The sequence below is a fragment of the Aquimarina macrocephali JAMB N27 genome, assembly GCF_000520995.1.
GTDB lineage: Bacteria > Bacteroidota > Bacteroidia > Flavobacteriales > Flavobacteriaceae > Aquimarina > Aquimarina macrocephali.
The window spans coordinates 1-15,881 of record NZ_JACA01000022.1; the positions used below are offsets into that span (position 1 = coordinate 1).

Below are 15,881 nucleotides of genomic sequence, written 5' to 3' on the forward strand. Positions count from 1 at the left end.
ACAGATCCAGCATAGGAAGTAAGTGCAACAGTAGCTTGGTTCCAAACATCTCCCTGGCTACCATTCTTTGACCAGATTGAAGTATAAGTAATCCCATCATCAGTACTTGCTAAAACTTCCATATTACCCATAGCAGTTCCCTGCATATGGTATCCAAACTCTAATGATCCATTAGGAACTCCTGTTAGATCTATACAAGGACTATTTAATAAAGCAACTTTATTTGGACTACCTGCCGGAGTTACATTGGTCGATGCTTCGGTATACAGATAGAATGAACCATCCTGTCCGCTTGCAGGACCAGTACCGCTCGATGGAGTACCTCCTGAATCTCGGGTCCAATCAATATCATCTCCTGTAGCATTGGTCCAAACTCCAAAATCAGACTCAAAACTCTCACTGTATGGAAAACTGTTAATCCCAGCACACCCTGGAGTAGCTGTGGTAGTAACATTAGCAACATTACTGTTTGCTGATACATTACCAGCAGCATCTTTGGCTTTTACGGTAAAGCTATATGCTGTAGAAGCAGTAAGACCGGTAACACTAAAACTAGTGGTTGTCGATGTTCCTATACTACTACCTCCTTGAAATATCTCATATTCGGTAACGCCTACATTATCTGTAGAAGCAGTCCAGGATAAATCGACTGTTGTTGCTCCAATATTAGAAGCGGCTAAACTTCCCGGTGCACTTGGTGCTTGGGTATCACTTCCTCCGTTAGAACCAATGACAACAGTATAGTCTTCTACTTCTCCATAATTAAAACTTCCGCAAGATGATGGTAAAGCATTATACCGTAATATTACACGCATTCTTGTAGCCCCATTCAAAGCACTGTCCGGTACAATAAATGTACCTGTTATCGGGGTTGTTTGAGTTGGAGTCTGAGAGAATATTTCCTCTCCGGCGTCATCAAAAACATCGTTTTGATTATAGTCAATCCAAACTCGATATGCCTCACTATAAAGCTGCCCTGTCCAGGTCGGAGTAATTGTGATGGTTGTTGTAGCTCCTTTTGTTAGATTTGTAGAGATCGATGTAAAATCAGAATAGCCTCCGGTTCCTCCTTGAGATGCATTATCAATACTCCCTAATTGAACTCTGGAAATAAATTCATCACTGATATCATTTCCGTTCGCAGTACAATAGGCAAAACTAGTAGCAGTTATTTCTTCTAGAGTTTCAATTGATTTAATTTTATGTAGTACGAACTTACCATTTTTTTCTGGGGGCTCTACTTTAAATGGTTCATTGTGAACCCATCCAATACTCATAGCTGCTATGAGTATCAGGGTGGTCAAGAATAATAACTTTTTTTTAGGTTTCATGAGTCAAATATTTAAATTAAGATTAATTATTTTTTCATTGTAATGTTGTAAAGGAATTTGTTTTTATGAAGATTTCTGTTCCAAGTTCCTGAACAAAAAAAGAGTGTTTCATTATGTTAAAAGGATATAAAAAATTAAGTGTCATATACCAAATAAGTCCTAATTGGATAATTCCTTTCTTTTTAAAAATACACATCAAAAAAAAGGTTTCACCAATAATTTTAAAATGAAAAGATATTAGTGCGATGGTTTACATGGTAAAAGAATGAAGAAGGGGTTTGGTTTCATGAGTTTGCTGTAGATTTGTGTGTGTTAAGAGTTGGCTTACGTTTTTTACGCTACTAAAATACTTATTTGTTATTGGTCAGATTACTGCATCGATCAATAAAAAACCTGACAATTATCAACTAATATTTTGACTTATTTAAATAAATATAGATAACGACTATTTGTAAATTCTTTTTTGTCTAAGGTGACATCAGGGTCAAGGGAAAACAATTTTGTTATTTAAGGTTTTGTGAGTTTGCATAGTTTTAATTTGGTTACTAATTAAAAAACGGTGTCTATTAATTATGACGTATAAAACACAATTACCCCCTAGTTAATTATTGGGTTTGTTTATGTGGATATTTGATTTTGAGTGAATTAAATAACTAGTTCTTTTGAGTGTAAGAGGCGTAATTGGTTTTTTTAAATGCCTTAAATGAATTGTTTCAAAATTCCTAAATCTTATTAAACAGATCCCAGATCACAACTCCTGCACTAACCGAAATATTGAGGGAATGTTTGCTACCGTATTGAGGGATTTCAATAACAGTATCACTTTCAGAAACAACTTGCTGCTGGACACCTTTAACCTCATTCCCAAAAATAATTGCATATTTTTGATTGGGTTCTGGGTTAAAGTCATTTAACATAATTGCATTTTCTGCTTGTTCGATAGATAAGATTTTTACATGCTGAGACTTAAGATTCTGTACGAGTTGTATTGTGTCTTTTTGATGCTCCCAATCTACAGTGCCGGTAGCTCCTAATGCAGTTTTTTGAATATCTTTATGAGGAGGAGTTGCAGTTATACCACAGAGGTATATTTTTTCCACTAAAAATGCATCAGCAGTTCTGAATACTGATCCGATATTGTTTAAACTTCGAATATTGTCCAGAATAATAATTAAAGGAGTCTTTTTTGATGCCTTAAATTCTTCTACAGTCTTGCGATCAAGTTCGCTATTTTTGAGTTTTCTGCTTCCTTCCATTATCGCAAAAATAGTATTTATCACAAATTCTACGATTTATACTCAATAAAACTTTGAGAATTCTTTACATTTTTTGAAACGAATTATAGTGTTAGACAATCATTATATAAAATAAATTATGAAGTACCTTATTTAAGGTAGTATGGGCTTCTTTCTGTATTGAAGTAAAATTGTGAATAAAATTGAATAACTCCTACGGGCTATATTTCAAAAAAGATAGAAGAATAGCTACTTTAGCATGATTCATAAAACTATACTTCATTGGCAGCAAAAGACGGAAAAAAGGTAACTCCATTAATGAAACAATACAATGCTATTAAGGTTAAATATCCTGATGCATTATTATTATTTAGAGTAGGGGATTTTTATGAAACTTTTGGTAAAGATGCAATTAAAGCTGCGGCTATTTTGAATATTGTTTTAACCAAAAGAGGTAATGGGAGTGAGCAGGAAACAGCATTAGCTGGATTCCCGCATCATTCTTTAAACACGTATTTACCAAAATTGGTTAAAGCTGGTGAGCGAGTTGCTATCTGTGATCAATTAGAAGATCCTAAGCAGACCAAAACTATTGTTAAACGAGGTGTAACAGAACTTGTAACTCCTGGAGTTGCGCTTAATGATGAGGTGTTACAGAGCAAAACCAATAATTTTTTATGTGCGTTGCACTATGGAAAAAAAGAATTGGGAGTAGCATTTCTTGATGTTTCTACAGGAGAATTTCTTACCGCTCAGGGCGATGTAGCTCATATGGATAAGTTGATGCAAAACTTTAGTCCTAGTGAAGTTCTGATTAGCAAGCCAAAAAAGAAAGATTTTGAACAAGATTTTGGCCATGACTTTCATACATTCTTTATGGAAGATTGGGTATTTAAAACTGATTATGCAGATGAGACAGTAAACAAACATTTTGAGACAAAGACATTAAAAGGATTTGGGGTAGATCATTTGCAGGAAGGTGTTATAGCGGCAGGTGTAATTCTTCATTATCTTGGAGAAACCCAACATCATAAATTAAAACATATTACAGGAATCCAACGTATTGCAGAAGATCAGTATATCTGGATGGATCGTTTTACGATACGTAATCTTGAACTATATCATGCCAATGCAGCAAATGCGGTAACTTTACTTGATGTTATAGATAAAACGATCTCACCGATGGGTGGTCGTACATTAAAACGCTGGTTAGCATTACCGCTTAAGAATATTTCTGCCATTCAAAAACGTCATGAAGTAGTGCAGTTTTTTTTGAATAATACAACATTACATCAAAAAATTCAGCATCAGATTAAGCAGATAGGAGATGTTGAACGTTTGATTTCTAAGGTAGCTACCGGAAAAGTAAACCCTCGTGAGGTTATTCAGCTTAAAAACTCTTTGGAAGCAATTGTGCCTATAAAATCACAAGCATCAAATAGTGATAATGAAGCGCTAAAAGTAATAGGAGAAACTCTTAATGACTGTGAGTTATTACGCAATAAGATCAAAGAGACTTTAAATGAAGAAGCTCCTGTAAATGTGTTGAAAGGAAACACAATTGCTAATGGGTATTTAGAAGAGTTAGATGAGTTAAGATCTATTGCCTTTTCTGGAAAAGATTATTTGGATAAAATGCTGGAACGGGAAACCGAAACTACTGGTATCACTTCTTTAAAGATAGCTTCTAATAATGTATTTGGATATTATATCGAGGTTCGAAATACACATAAAGATAAAGTTCCTGATACCTGGATTCGTAAACAAACTCTGGTAAATGCAGAACGTTATATTACAGAAGAACTCAAGGAATATGAAGCCAAAATCCTTGGAGCCGAAGAAAAAATTCTAGCACTAGAACAACAGTTGTTTGGTGATCTTGTACTTTGGATGAGTGAGTATATCAAACCTGTACAGCTAAATGCTACCTTGATTGGTCAACTGGATTGTTTATGTTCTTTTGCTCAGTTAGCCACAGAAAATCAATATGTACGCCCTTTAATAGACGAATCGCATGATTTAGAAATTAAAAATGGTCGACATCCTGTAATCGAAAAACAATTGCCACCCGGTGAGCAATATATCGCTAATGATGTTCTGTTGGATAGAGATAATCAACAGATTATTATGATCACGGGCCCTAATATGAGTGGTAAATCTGCAATATTAAGACAGACAGCATTGATTGTGTTATTGGCGCAAATGGGATGTTTTGTTCCTGCGGAAGAAGCAAAAATAGGAGTGATTGATAAAATATTTACCAGAGTAGGAGCGAGTGATAATATCTCTATGGGAGAATCTACATTTATGGTAGAAATGAATGAAACTGCAAGTATCTTAAATAATATATCTGATCGTAGTTTGGTGTTGTTAGATGAGATTGGTCGAGGAACAAGTACCTACGATGGAATATCTATTGCCTGGGCAATTAGTGAATTCTTACACGAGTATCCGGCAAGGCCAAAGACTTTGTTCGCCACACATTATCACGAGTTAAATGAGATGTGTGAGACCTTTGGTCGTATTAAAAATTATAACGTATCAGTAAAAGAATTAAAAGATACAGTTCTTTTCTTGCGTAAATTAGTTCCTGGTGGTAGTGAGCATAGTTTTGGAATTCATGTGGCTAAAATGGCAGGAATGCCTCAACAGGTGTTACATAGAGCAAATAAGATGCTTAAAAAACTTGAAAAATCTCATAGTAGTGAAGAGCTTACCGATAAGATCAAAGGGATGCAAGAAGAAGATAAGGTGCAATTGAGTTTCTTTAATTTGGATGATCCATTACTAGAAGAAATCAAGGAAGAAATTCTGGATATCGATATAGATACACTTACTCCGGTAGAAGCATTAATGAAGCTTAATGAGATTAAACGTATGTTAACCAGGAAGAAAGCATCGCAGGTGTAAAAAAAATTATTCTTTTTTGTAAAAAGACTTTGGTATTACTAGAATTGTTTTAAATTTGCATCCGCAATAACGAGTTGCGAAGTTCATAAAACATACTGCGAAAGTAGCTCAGGGGTAGAGCATCACCTTGCCAAGGTGAGGGTCGCGGGTTCAAATCCCGTCTTTCGCTCTGAGATAAAATATATACCAAGCTGAAGTGGTGGAATTGGTAGACACGTTGGACTTAAAATCCAATGGCCTGTAAGGCCGTGCGGGTTCAAGTCCCGCCTTCAGTACTTGACGGGACAACTCCTTATTTTTAGGTGTTGTCCCGTTTTTATTTGGATTAAAATCACTTGATAGTGAGGGGATTATCCCAAATAAAGAATTAATACGTTGGGTTCGATAACGGTCATTTTCGTAATCAAATAGAATTCCTTCTGGAAAAACCATATGTTGCACCGATCTTTTTGTTTCCAAATCTCCTAAGCTCCATAATTCCTGCAAGTTACAAGAAAGTTGTAACGCTAAATCAATGGATTTTTCAAGGTTCGATAAATTAAAAGTGTTTTTAGTATTATACACTTGAATTGTATCTAATTCCTTTTTTAGCTTTGCTTCAAATTTATGGAATTGCTCATCAGTGATTTCACGAAATACGAATCTTTCTTCAAGGACATTGAGTTTGTTTTTAATTTGATCCAGTCTCTTTTGCTGAATATCGTATTCTTTAAGCTGTTCTTCGTGTTCTTGTACAAAGATGTATTTCATAATTTCCTTCATGGGAGCGATGTACTTTTTGTCCTTAATTTGTATCTGGCGTAAAACCTCTTCAAATTTTTGATGCATTACCTTGGCACTTCTATTTTCTTTACTTCCAATACGATTATTTTTGTAGTAGTACAGGTTTTTACGTTTTACCAAATAGCCAGTATATTTAGTTCCGCAAGATACAGCAGTGATAAATTGTTTTAAAGGCAGGTTTTCGTCATCTTTTGTGTATTCCTTTCCATTTTGATAGAGAAGATCATTAATTAGCGCAAATTCTCTTCTGGAGATTAATGGTTCGTGTTTTCCTAGAATAGGTTTATCTAATATATTATGAACAATAACTCCGCAATAGAAAGGATTTCTAAAATAATCACTCAGTTTTTTGGCTCTTATTTTTAATCCTTTCCTTTCAAGTTTTTCTGCTATTTCCCGATAGGTCATATTTTTTTGTAATTTCCATTGAAAAGCTAACTTCAAGAGTTCACCTTTTTCGTTAATAACAATATCAGGAGTTTTTCCTTTTCCTGGATTAAGATTAGTGTATCCAAAAGGAAGGGTATTAATCCAATATCCTTTTGAAAGTTTGGATTTCATTCCTGTGATAATTTTGTTTCTACTATTCATATTGGAAATATGACTATTCATGTGAAATAGATTTTCACAAACAACACTGCTTATATCGTTGCTAAAATCTATAGGTTGGCTTACCGATAGAATGTTAATGCCTTTGGTTTTGAGTTCTTCGCTTAACCCTATACTACTACCACCTGTTCTTGAAAAACGGTCATAGGCATATACCAGAATAGTAGATATTTTATTGCCTTTGTTTCTTACAAAACGTAACATCTTTTGAAACTCTACACGATCATCTCTTTTTGCAGATTCATAGGTTCCTCCAAAATATGTTATTACCTGAAGCCCGTTTTTATGAGCATAATCTTCACAGTATGCTTTTTGAGTTTCTAAACTTGCATTATTCATGGCTTGTTCTTTAGTAGATACTCGAGTATATATAACAGCCCTATTAGTTTGTACTATTTTTGGAGTTTTTGATTTTTTTCCAAACTTTTGAAATACTCTTAGATTTTCCATATTCCTTTTAGTTTTCCTATTTAATGTGGTTAAATATTGTTTTACATAGTTGTTCCATCACAAGAATGGTTTGTTCTGCTTCCTGGTCAGATACATTTTTAAATCCTTCAAACGTTCTTAAACGTTCAGGAGTCATTTTTTTGATTTTTTGGAATTGTTTCAGCTGTTCTTTTAGAACACGATCTGTTTTCACTAACATAATTTAGCTAATGTTTCAGTCGTGAAAATCCGATTGTAGCGTCGGTCAGAACACGTATAAGATTAATATTTCCTCGGCTTGTAGCGGCCGTCAGATTATTTATTACAACAAATTTAACTCTTAAACGTAAAGGTTTAATTCGTTAAGTGTCATACAAACTTATACATTTTCCAAAAAACATCAAACTATTTATAAATATATCCAATCAAATATATTCTATTAAGTTGTCATTGTTGTTTAATATTAGGTGATGTAACGTGCTTACAAACCATTTTGCAGAATTGCTCCAGCATGAGAATGGTTTGCGCTGCTTCGTCCTCGGTTATAGATTCAAATCCTTTAAATGACCTCAGATGTTCAGAGGTCATTTTACGAGTTTTTAAAATATTTTTTACATTCAGATGATAAATACGATCTTTATTCACCAACATATCTGTTAATGGTTTTAGGTCGTATTCGTCTGATTTTATTGTCAGTGGGAATACAGAGAAAATTAGAAACTAAGCCTCTAGGCCTTTTTCTTTTCTAGAGTGATAAAGATGGACACACTATTCTCCTTTTATTGGGAGTCATAGGTAGGCTTCTTTTGAAAGGTCTAAGTTAACAGTTTTAATTTTAAAAAAACAAATCATTACAAGAAAAATTTAAGAATGTGTGACCATATTTTTGTTTGTTGTTGGGCACGATTGGTATTATATTCTTAACTATACTACATAGATAACCCAATAGATATTGGTCTATTTGATTTGTTCATTTCTAGATATCTTTATCTTAAATCATATCATTATTCCCTTATATAGAATAATGATATGATTATATTTTTAGTTTCCGTTTGCTCCAATAATAAATACAAACTCAATTTCACGAATTAAAATGGTTTCAGGCTCAATTCTTCCGTAATAGTCAGTTCTTTTTCCTATTGCAAGGAACGAAGGGATTATAAGGGTTGCTTTACCACCTTCGTTGAGTAACCTTATGGTTTCAATCAATCCTGCTTGTTGCCCTTGTCCAAGAGAATAAGGTTCTCCATTAGGGTATCTGTCTCTATCGGTGGTATCTACTACTTTACCTGTTTTAGCAATTATGGTTTTATCAAATATAGAAACAACTCCTGCTTTTGCTCCTTCTATACCATCACCTTGTTTCTCAATTCTATAAAACAGTCCTGATTCGCTTTTTTCCATTCCTGTAATTCCATTGTCTTTAATATAGTTTTCAATCCAGGCGATTTCTGCATTCTTTTCTTGTTGGGTGTAATCAAAAGGTAAAACTTCTGGCTCTTGTATGGGTGCATCATCATCAGAACCACAAGCATAAATTAGTATACTAAGGCTAAATAATAAGAGTATTTTTTTCATCGGTTTTATTTTTAGAGATGTTTATATCCCATTTTTAAAGATTGTTTATAATTGTAATCTTGTTGACCCTATTGGGGCATTAAGAAACTTGTCGAATAAAATCTCCAAGAGTGGTAATAATTAGAATGATTAATAGTACGGGAACAATTAAGTTCAATACTATTGCCAATATTCCTTTTATCTTATAATCTTTTTTAAATATTACATAGCTTAAGTAAACCCCAAAGATAGATATGAATATACTTGCTAAAAGAAAAATTCCTGATAACATTAATATCAAATCTCCACTTCTTCTTTGATCTAAATAGTTGATTAATATAAAAGTTAGAAGGCTTAAAAAAGATAGAATTCCTAAGAAAATAGGTTTGTTTGAATTACTCATTTCTTGGTTTTTATTCTAACTTCATTTCTTTTATGCTATAAATTTTCTCATAACCTTTAACTAAGTCGTTAGTTTCTGTGATTTCTAAAGGGTAGTATTTTTTAAGAATACTTCTATACTTAAACACGGGGTGATATTTACACTGTAGTTCTTCAGTAACATATAAAGTGTGTGTGTAATTGATTTCTAAATTATTAGCATTTTTAATTATATCTTGACTGGTAGTTACAATTTTAAAACATTCATATCCATTGATTTCTTTTGTTTCATTTCTAAATTCAGAAACCTTTAGGTTATCTTCTGGCACATATTTATAAGGTATGTTTTTTGCTTTATTTTTTGTAGTATCTGCCAATGTCTTAATAGTTACAGTTTCTTTGCCCCTATGTATTACAGCATGTTTTAGATTTCGTAATGTATTTTTTTCTTTGGATATTATAATAGAATCCTGAAACCTAAAAGACCTTTCTTCTTTCCATTTCTTTTGAAGATTTGGAGTAAAATTATTTGTAATCGTCCCCATGATCATGTTTTGAAGCAAAGATACTGATGAAGCATAATCCATAGAATCCATAGTTTGTTTTTGACCACTTTTTCCCATTGTGTATGCAGCACCCTCCATAATTTTAGCTTCTGCTGATTTTAATGTAGAATCGATCAGACTTTGATTAATAATATTAATCTCTTGCTTAAAGATTAAATTTCCCTTTTTAGGAATTAAAGGGCTTTTGTTTTGACTTGAACAACCTAGTATACAAATCAAACATATGATGGCTATAATATTGTTTTTCATAATTTTTGTGTGAAAAACCAAGCCCATGATTGGGCTTGGCTTATTAATTAAATATTAAGAATTGACTTCAAATCGATCAAAAGGCTTTGTTTCAAAACCTGTTAAGCCTTCTGTAAGTAATGCCTCTTTTAGAGCTTCACTTATAATAGTATTATAGCTTAAACAATCTACTTGGTATAAGTCATATTTAGGAAACCCTCTTTTCATTTTTATCTGGCCTATCGCTAAGATATCGGTTCCTTTTTGTTTGTAATCTTCTTTGATTATCTGATCACGAGATTGAATAGGGATTTTCTTGTCAACAACATAGGTGACAGGGTCTACCATCTTTTTTAGTTCGGCATATGAGCTTTCTATATCTAAGTAATTCCAAAAGTCATCTACAATGTAATGTAGCCAAAAATAGTTTAATGCTATATCACTCTTAAATATTTTAATTGGATAAAAATGATGTCTCGGTAAATTATGATTTTCAAGTACATCTTTCATCTTTTCATTAACAAATATTCCAAAATAAGGACCAACTCTTGGTAAAAAATCAGTAGGATTGGCTTTTGGATGAAGTTCCAATTCCAAATTAGGGACAAAATCAGGAAAATTATTGGCTTTAACTTGTTTGTAACTATCTGATAATGTGGGATTGTACCCTCTTTTTAATGCCAATTGAGGATAATGTCCAATTATTTCTAAATCATCGGACACGTTATTTATTGAATAATATTTCATTTTATATTTTGGTTATATGCCTAATTCAGGCTTTACAATTTGTTTAAAATATTCATTTAAATTTAAGCCTGAACCTTTAGCAGCTTCAATCCAATTATCTAATCTTGGGATTAAATTACCTTCTAAGAAATCAGCAGCTTGTTCAGGAGAAAAATTAGGAACTCCTTGTTTAAATTTATCAAGTAAAAATTGTGTTACTTCATTATAAGCAGGATGATTTCCATGTATGCCATCTGGGGTCAATGAAGAAAACTTTTTTAATGCCCTACCATTAACTTTGGCATTCATATGAAATCCTGCATAGGCAGCTTCCTGTACTACATCGTCACCACGTAAAGCCCAAGGGATCATATGATGCGCTTCTTCTCCTGCTGCTTTAACAATTATTTGAGCCAACTTGCTACGACTGCCAAAAGTAACAACACCACCTACAACTTTATAGGTTAAAGATACAGATTGATTCCCCACTTTTACAACTAATTTCCATGCTAATGTTCCTTTAGTTATTCTGGCGATAGGTCTAAGTAATTTACCTCCAGGAATAAAACCTACAATTAGCATTCCGCCTGCCAGATATTGATTGGCTTGTTCTCCATTAAAATCCCTACCGCCAAGCATAATAATAACATCCTCTAAGGGAATAATATAGCGTCCTGTTAATTTTGCACCATCCCAAAATCCATTAATTATAAAATCAAAAGGGTGAGCATCACTAGAAATACTCGAAGGAATAACAACATCAAACCATGCAACTTCATTTCTTGGTCTGTAAAGTGTTCTTTGACTCGATGAAGAACAATAGGCACAATTCGCATAATCTCCAATCGCTAAATAGTCTCCATTATCCAATCTAAACTCTCGTACCATTTGCCCATCGGCATAGGTATGATCTCTAACAGCATTATAACTAAAAAACGAATTGTTATTTATTGCTCCCGTTGCACCTCTCCAAGGTGTAGCTGAATGCCCTACTATAACATAAAGCTTGGAATCATCTATAGATTGTGCAGATTGATTGTTATAACTTATATGATCATCTATTTTATAAGTTTCTTCTTTATTCTCTATCAACCATTTTTTTTGTAGTTCGTTTAAAGTAAGTTTATTGGCTAATGATTCTACCGTTCTCCTTAAATTATAATCAAAGGTTTGCCCATTGGAGTACGCCAAAGCAGCCTCGACTGCAAGAGAGTTTTGAAGAAAGCTAGGAAAAGTAAATCTGTCATACCCCAATTGCTGTCCTACATTACCTGTAAAATAAATCAATACCTCTGATCTGGTTACAGGTTTTAATCCCCATCCATCACTATGAAAATCAAATATCTGTCCTAATTGAGCATCGTAAACAGAGCTTGGTACAGCTACCCCATTGGCTTCAAACATTTGCCGTATCGAATAGCCTTCTCTTGCCCAGGAATCAGGAGAGTTATCATATAATTGAGACATCACGTTTCCTACCCCCCAGAACGGATGAAAAGAAGAAAAACTACCATTTGCATACCAACGCATTGCAAATTCTTGACCAGGAGGATTTATTTGTGTAGGATTTGATGATTGTAGTTCACTACTGTTCATTTGGAAACGCTGATTATCTACATAGGACTCTATCAAACGTCTCATCATGCCAAAGGAATGATTGTCGAAATTTCTTCCTTTTAAATATCTTCCTGTTTCTTCGTTTAACAGTTTTTTATCATGCACATAAAGGAACGCTTTATCACTTATTTGCGAGACTGCATAACGACGTACATTCTCGGCTGCTATTGAATATATTTTAATATTAATTACGCATAAACATCAAAAAACATAAGGTTTATAAATAAAATAATTCGTAATTAGATGATTATCATAGTTCTCTCAGGTACTTCACCCCGAAGGTCACAGTTTTAAATAATAAAAATACAGATAAAGTTAAAAGCCTAAATAATACATAAACAGCTATATATCAAATACTTAAATAAATTAAGCTAGCTACAGATAGTAAATCTATTTGTAGAGAAAAATCTTTCATTGGATTTTTTTAATAAAAACTGTACACAAATGATGTACGTAAGTCTAAAAATTGAAAATTTTCAAGAAGAAAAAATGGTTGCAAACAAAAATAACCACTTCGTAATGAGGTGGTTATGTAGTAGCGGGAACAGGACTCGAATCTGTGACTTTCGGGTTATGAGCCTAAAAAAACAACTTTCAACTCACTATTTATAAAGGTTTTACGATTTTGACGTGTTACATTTCTACACATTTCCCCACATTTCAGCACGTAAAATCAGCACGTTTAGGAGACGTGCTGTTAATAATATTTTTCAAAATTTCAAAAAAGTTTAAACTTTAAAATAAGTTACTAAAATTATGTTAGAAAGCTTAAGTACAAAGTGAATATCATTTTCCGTATATTTCATTTGAAATTACTATTTCGTTTGTGCTAATATTTATCTTGCTGAAACGTATTCTATAGAGTTTCAAATGGAGGCAACTTGTTAGAAAAGATAAAAAATTATTAAAAATAGCCTCTTAATGAAATTATAGATTTAAATCCGCTTACCTTTTATAAAGAGAGTGTGTAAATTAAAGAAAATTGAATATCCTAATCAATCATATCTTATAATTCTTCCTCCTCTTCAAAATTAATATCCACATCAAATACAAAAAACACATTCCTGTTTTCTGGATTAGTAAATAACTGAACGACTTCAAAAATTCCATCTCTATGCTCAGATAAAAGTTGTTCTCCATCCAACATCCATATATGGACTAATTCCGAAACTGAAGACTCTAAATTATAACTGGAAGCTTGATTAATAACTTTATTATATAAAACCATAGATTCCTAATACAATATGTTCCAAAAATTATTACCAGTTTGTTTTGCTTGAGTACAGCACTTCAAGAATTTTTGTTCTAGATCTCCCTCGTATTTGTAAACTTTATGCCCTTCAGGAAAAAGGTCTTCATAAAAGAAAGTACTCTGCCAAATATTTTCAAAAATATCCTCAATTACTTCTGGCATTATTGTATATGCCATATCTGTCTTTAAAAGTTCTTCGGCCTTGTAATTTAAATCTGAGTAACTTAAAACTAAATAGGTTTTATTTTTGTGACTAACAATTCTCGTTTGATTTCTTTTATTTACATAATAAGGTTTCATTTTAAATTCATCTTCACCGCATTGCAGTGCGGTCATAAATGCATCTTTATATAATTTTATATTTTGCATGAAACAACTTTTTAGAGTAAAGTGCAATATGTTACTTTGTTCTTATTATCTAAGCATATCACTTTCCAGTTCAGGTTCATCCCAGTTATGGGGAAAATACATACTACACATTTTAAAAAGAAAGTCTTGATGTTCTGAATATTTTGGATTAAAAATAATTTCTAAAAAAGTATAAATTTTATTAACAACCTCTTTATTTAATCTTTTCATCTCTTCATTACTAATTCTTGAAAGCTCTTTCCAAGGAATTTCTCCATATGGTGTAACTACTTTTACATCAGTATAATCCCCAGTTTTGGATTGAGGAACTACACCAGAGTGATAATCTTCCAAAACTGTATTACGAACGCAATGCATAGCCATATTTAAAGCCTGTTTTTTTTAATATCATAGTCGTTTTGATTGTATCCTGATCTTCTCTATCCATAACATGAGATTCTATTTGATTAACTAAAGCCTAAAGTAAGAATATAACTTTTTAGTAAAGGAACTTTCAATAAATACTTGAAGTTTGTATTCAATTAAGTCCGTTTAGTAAAAATATCCATAAGAAAAGACAAAACAAAAAATGGGTAACACAAATGCTCAGACCCTTACTGAAAAACTGTTTAATGACATTATCTGACAAAATACTTCTTCGAAAACGTTCCGTAATTGAAACAGTCAGTGATCAACTCAAAATACTAATTAAATCTGATTATTTTAAATAATCGAACTCGGGTTCATAGATGTTTCGCTAGCATAATCGACGACTTTTTTATTTGTTGTTTTATGTTGTTGTCAGAGGAAAATACATTTATTTTTTATCGTTTTATTGAACTTTCATTCTAGTTAACCAATTATCAATTGCTTTTTACTTTTTCTAAGTCTAAATGACCTTTATCACAGCAATATTCCTGAACTGCTGTCGAATCAGTTGTAAACCTAATCTTTTCCTCGTTTTGAGGATTATAATATTCATTAGGACCAATTCTTACAAACTTATGTTTTGTTGGATTTGGATCATCCGGATTATCATTATAATAAATTATTCCTTTTTTAAATTTTATTATATTAGATAACTGTCCATTATAATGAATTCCACCTCTAACAGCCCCCCTTTGTATCCATTTCCCTTGATACTTTGTGTCGTCTGACCATTCCGTTGTGTTTTGATCAAACAAAATTGGATGAACGTGTCCAATATTGCCATAAATAATGCCTGCAATTGCAGCAAGTATCCCCACTTTTGAGCCTATTTTTTTCCAATTTAGTTCCCATGTTTTAGAATCATTTATTTGAACTTTATTTATTATCCCATAAATACTTAACTACTAGGCCGGCAATAAAAGAAACGATAGCAATTGTCCATCTGATCCTAATATCCCAATTTTTTAACCTTAGATTGTCTCGTTTTAGTTTTAGAATTTGACCTTCCAGATCTTCTTTCTTTTCTCGCAATTCTAATTCCGTTTCTACATCTTTTTCTATTTTTGTAAACCCACCATCGTTTAGAAATTTATCAATGTTTCCGCTATACCATGCAGCAAGATATCCGGTACCTTGGTATTCCTTATATTTGATTAGATCGTTATTACATGTTATAATTTCTTTTAACAGAGATTTTATTTCATCTTCATTTAATTCAGGAAAAAGTTGTAATCGGAAATCTCTTTGGGTAAATGACTTCGGATTATTTATTTTTAAATGATTTAAAATTTGATCCTTATCGTTCATCGTTTATTTAGACTTTTGATTTGTTTTATTTTTATTCTTTTGACGTTTTAATATCATTATAATTAAATATCTAATTAGGGAGATTATACCCAAAGCAATCGGTATAAAGAAAACGACTTTTAAAAGAAATAATCTTTCATCATAGTATAAATCTTTATTCTTTAATAAATGG

14 protein-coding genes, 2 tRNA genes and 2 pseudogenes are annotated in these 15,881 nt (G+C 32.5%); 4 read left to right on the forward strand and 14 right to left on the reverse strand.

The genetic code is table 11. The features are described from left to right. Both Z054_RS28485 and Z054_RS0113250 read right to left on the reverse strand, forming a co-directional pair. A partial coding sequence (locus tag Z054_RS28485; protein ID WP_035091908.1) for a GEVED domain-containing protein occupies positions 1-1,331 on the reverse strand: 1,331 nt, incomplete at its 3' end. A 722-nt stretch (positions 1,332-2,053) separates the two neighbouring features. After that, positions 2,054-2,587: an RNA methyltransferase gene (locus Z054_RS0113250; protein ID WP_024770545.1), complete on the reverse strand. Its 534-nt coding sequence runs from the start codon at positions 2,585-2,587 to the stop codon at positions 2,054-2,056. Positions 2,588-2,884: 297 nt separating this feature from the next. On the opposite strand from Z054_RS0113250, the gene mutS reads away from it, so the two are divergent. The 3 genes from mutS to Z054_RS0113265 all read left to right on the forward strand — a co-directional run bounded on the left by mutS (position 2,885) and on the right by Z054_RS0113265 (position 5,751). Then, positions 2,885-5,476 (forward strand): DNA mismatch repair protein MutS, encoded by a 2,592-nt coding sequence (gene mutS / locus Z054_RS0113255; protein WP_035091946.1) that lies wholly within the window; start codon positions 2,885-2,887, stop codon positions 5,474-5,476. Positions 5,477-5,573: 97 nt separating this feature from the next. Further along, a tRNA-Gly gene (locus tag Z054_RS0113260) sits at positions 5,574-5,645 on the forward strand. Between the two features lie 21 nt (positions 5,646-5,666). Beyond that, a tRNA-Leu gene (locus Z054_RS0113265) sits at positions 5,667-5,751 on the forward strand. Positions 5,752-6,487: 736 nt separating this feature from the next. Here Z054_RS0113265 and Z054_RS32710 read toward each other — a convergent pair. From Z054_RS32710 to Z054_RS32230, 10 genes and pseudogenes are all read right to left on the reverse strand, one after another. After that, a pseudogene (locus Z054_RS32710) lies at positions 6,488-7,318 on the reverse strand (recombinase family protein); the annotation flags it as partial. Positions 7,319-7,334: 16 nt separating this feature from the next. After that, the gene (locus tag Z054_RS31750; RefSeq protein WP_161635290.1) at positions 7,335-7,511 is read right to left on the reverse strand and encodes a hypothetical protein; all 177 of its coding nucleotides are present in this window, start codon (positions 7,509-7,511) and stop codon (positions 7,335-7,337) included. A gap of 827 nt (positions 7,512-8,338) precedes the next feature. Beyond that, entirely contained in the window at positions 8,339-8,875 is a 537-nt protein-coding gene (locus Z054_RS28490) for an FKBP-type peptidyl-prolyl cis-trans isomerase (RefSeq protein WP_024770549.1), read from the reverse strand. 79 nt (positions 8,876-8,954) lie between these two features. Beyond that, entirely contained in the window at positions 8,955-9,257 is a 303-nt protein-coding gene (locus tag Z054_RS0113285; protein WP_024770550.1) for a hypothetical protein, read from the reverse strand. 10 nt (positions 9,258-9,267) lie between these two features. Continuing rightward, entirely contained in the window at positions 9,268-10,050 is a 783-nt protein-coding gene (locus tag Z054_RS0113290) for a hypothetical protein (protein WP_152538547.1), read from the reverse strand. 54 nt (positions 10,051-10,104) lie between these two features. Next, positions 10,105-10,776 (reverse strand): hypothetical protein, encoded by a 672-nt coding sequence (locus Z054_RS0113295; protein WP_024770552.1) that lies wholly within the window; start codon positions 10,774-10,776, stop codon positions 10,105-10,107. Positions 10,777-10,788: 12 nt separating this feature from the next. Next, positions 10,789-12,477, reverse strand: coding sequence for a hypothetical protein (locus tag Z054_RS0113300; RefSeq protein ID WP_024770553.1), 1,689 nt, complete (start codon positions 12,475-12,477; stop codon positions 10,789-10,791). Between the two features lie 901 nt (positions 12,478-13,378). After that, a complete protein-coding gene (locus tag Z054_RS0113305; protein ID WP_024770554.1) occupies positions 13,379-13,600 on the reverse strand; it encodes a hypothetical protein in 222 nt (73 codons plus the stop codon). Positions 13,601-13,606: 6 nt separating this feature from the next. Continuing rightward, positions 13,607-13,993, reverse strand: a complete 387-nt coding sequence (locus Z054_RS0113310) for a hypothetical protein (protein ID WP_024770555.1) — start codon at positions 13,991-13,993, stop codon at positions 13,607-13,609. A gap of 45 nt (positions 13,994-14,038) precedes the next feature. After that, positions 14,039-14,356 carry a hypothetical protein gene (locus Z054_RS32230; protein WP_024770556.1) on the reverse strand — a complete coding sequence of 106 codons (318 nt, stop codon included), beginning with the start codon at positions 14,354-14,356 and terminating at the stop codon, positions 14,039-14,041. Between the two features lie 209 nt (positions 14,357-14,565). Here Z054_RS32230 and Z054_RS32715 point away from each other — a divergent pair. After that, positions 14,566-14,673 (forward strand): annotated as a pseudogene (locus tag Z054_RS32715) (transposase); the annotation flags it as partial. A 162-nt stretch (positions 14,674-14,835) separates the two neighbouring features. Here the strand turns inward: Z054_RS32715 and Z054_RS0113320 are convergent. Next, on the reverse strand, positions 14,836-15,219 hold the full coding sequence (locus Z054_RS0113320) for a hypothetical protein (RefSeq protein WP_024770557.1): 384 nt from the start codon (positions 15,217-15,219) through the stop codon (positions 14,836-14,838). Positions 15,220-15,277: 58 nt separating this feature from the next. Continuing rightward, positions 15,278-15,709, reverse strand: a complete 432-nt coding sequence (locus Z054_RS0113325; RefSeq protein ID WP_024770558.1) for a hypothetical protein — start codon at positions 15,707-15,709, stop codon at positions 15,278-15,280. Positions 15,710-15,881 lie beyond the last annotated feature (172 nt).

Bases quoted from the DNA above. Each gene is read 5' to 3' on its own strand.
- Z054_RS32230 (WP_024770556.1), bottom strand. From the start codon at position 14,356: ATGGCTATGCATTGCGTTCGTAATACAGTTTTGGAAGATTATCACTCT.
- Z054_RS0113290 (WP_152538547.1), bottom strand. From the start codon at position 10,050: ATGAAAAACAATATTATAGCCATCATATGTTTGATTTGTATACTAGGT.
- Z054_RS0113295 (WP_024770552.1), bottom strand. From the start codon at position 10,776: ATGAAATATTATTCAATAAATAACGTGTCCGATGATTTAGAAATAATT.
- Z054_RS0113250 (WP_024770545.1), bottom strand. From the start codon at position 2,587: ATGGAAGGAAGCAGAAAACTCAAAAATAGCGAACTTGATCGCAAGACT.
- Z054_RS0113285 (WP_024770550.1), bottom strand. From the start codon at position 9,257: ATGAGTAATTCAAACAAACCTATTTTCTTAGGAATTCTATCTTTTTTA.
- Z054_RS0113310 (WP_024770555.1), bottom strand. From the start codon at position 13,993: ATGCAAAATATAAAATTATATAAAGATGCATTTATGACCGCACTGCAA.
- Z054_RS0113325 (WP_024770558.1), bottom strand. From the start codon at position 15,709: ATGAACGATAAGGATCAAATTTTAAATCATTTAAAAATAAATAATCCG.
- Z054_RS28490 (WP_024770549.1), bottom strand. From the start codon at position 8,875: ATGAAAAAAATACTCTTATTATTTAGCCTTAGTATACTAATTTATGCT.
- Z054_RS0113305 (WP_024770554.1), bottom strand. From the start codon at position 13,600: ATGGTTTTATATAATAAAGTTATTAATCAAGCTTCCAGTTATAATTTA.
- mutS (WP_035091946.1), top strand. From the start codon at position 2,885: ATGAAACAATACAATGCTATTAAGGTTAAATATCCTGATGCATTATTA.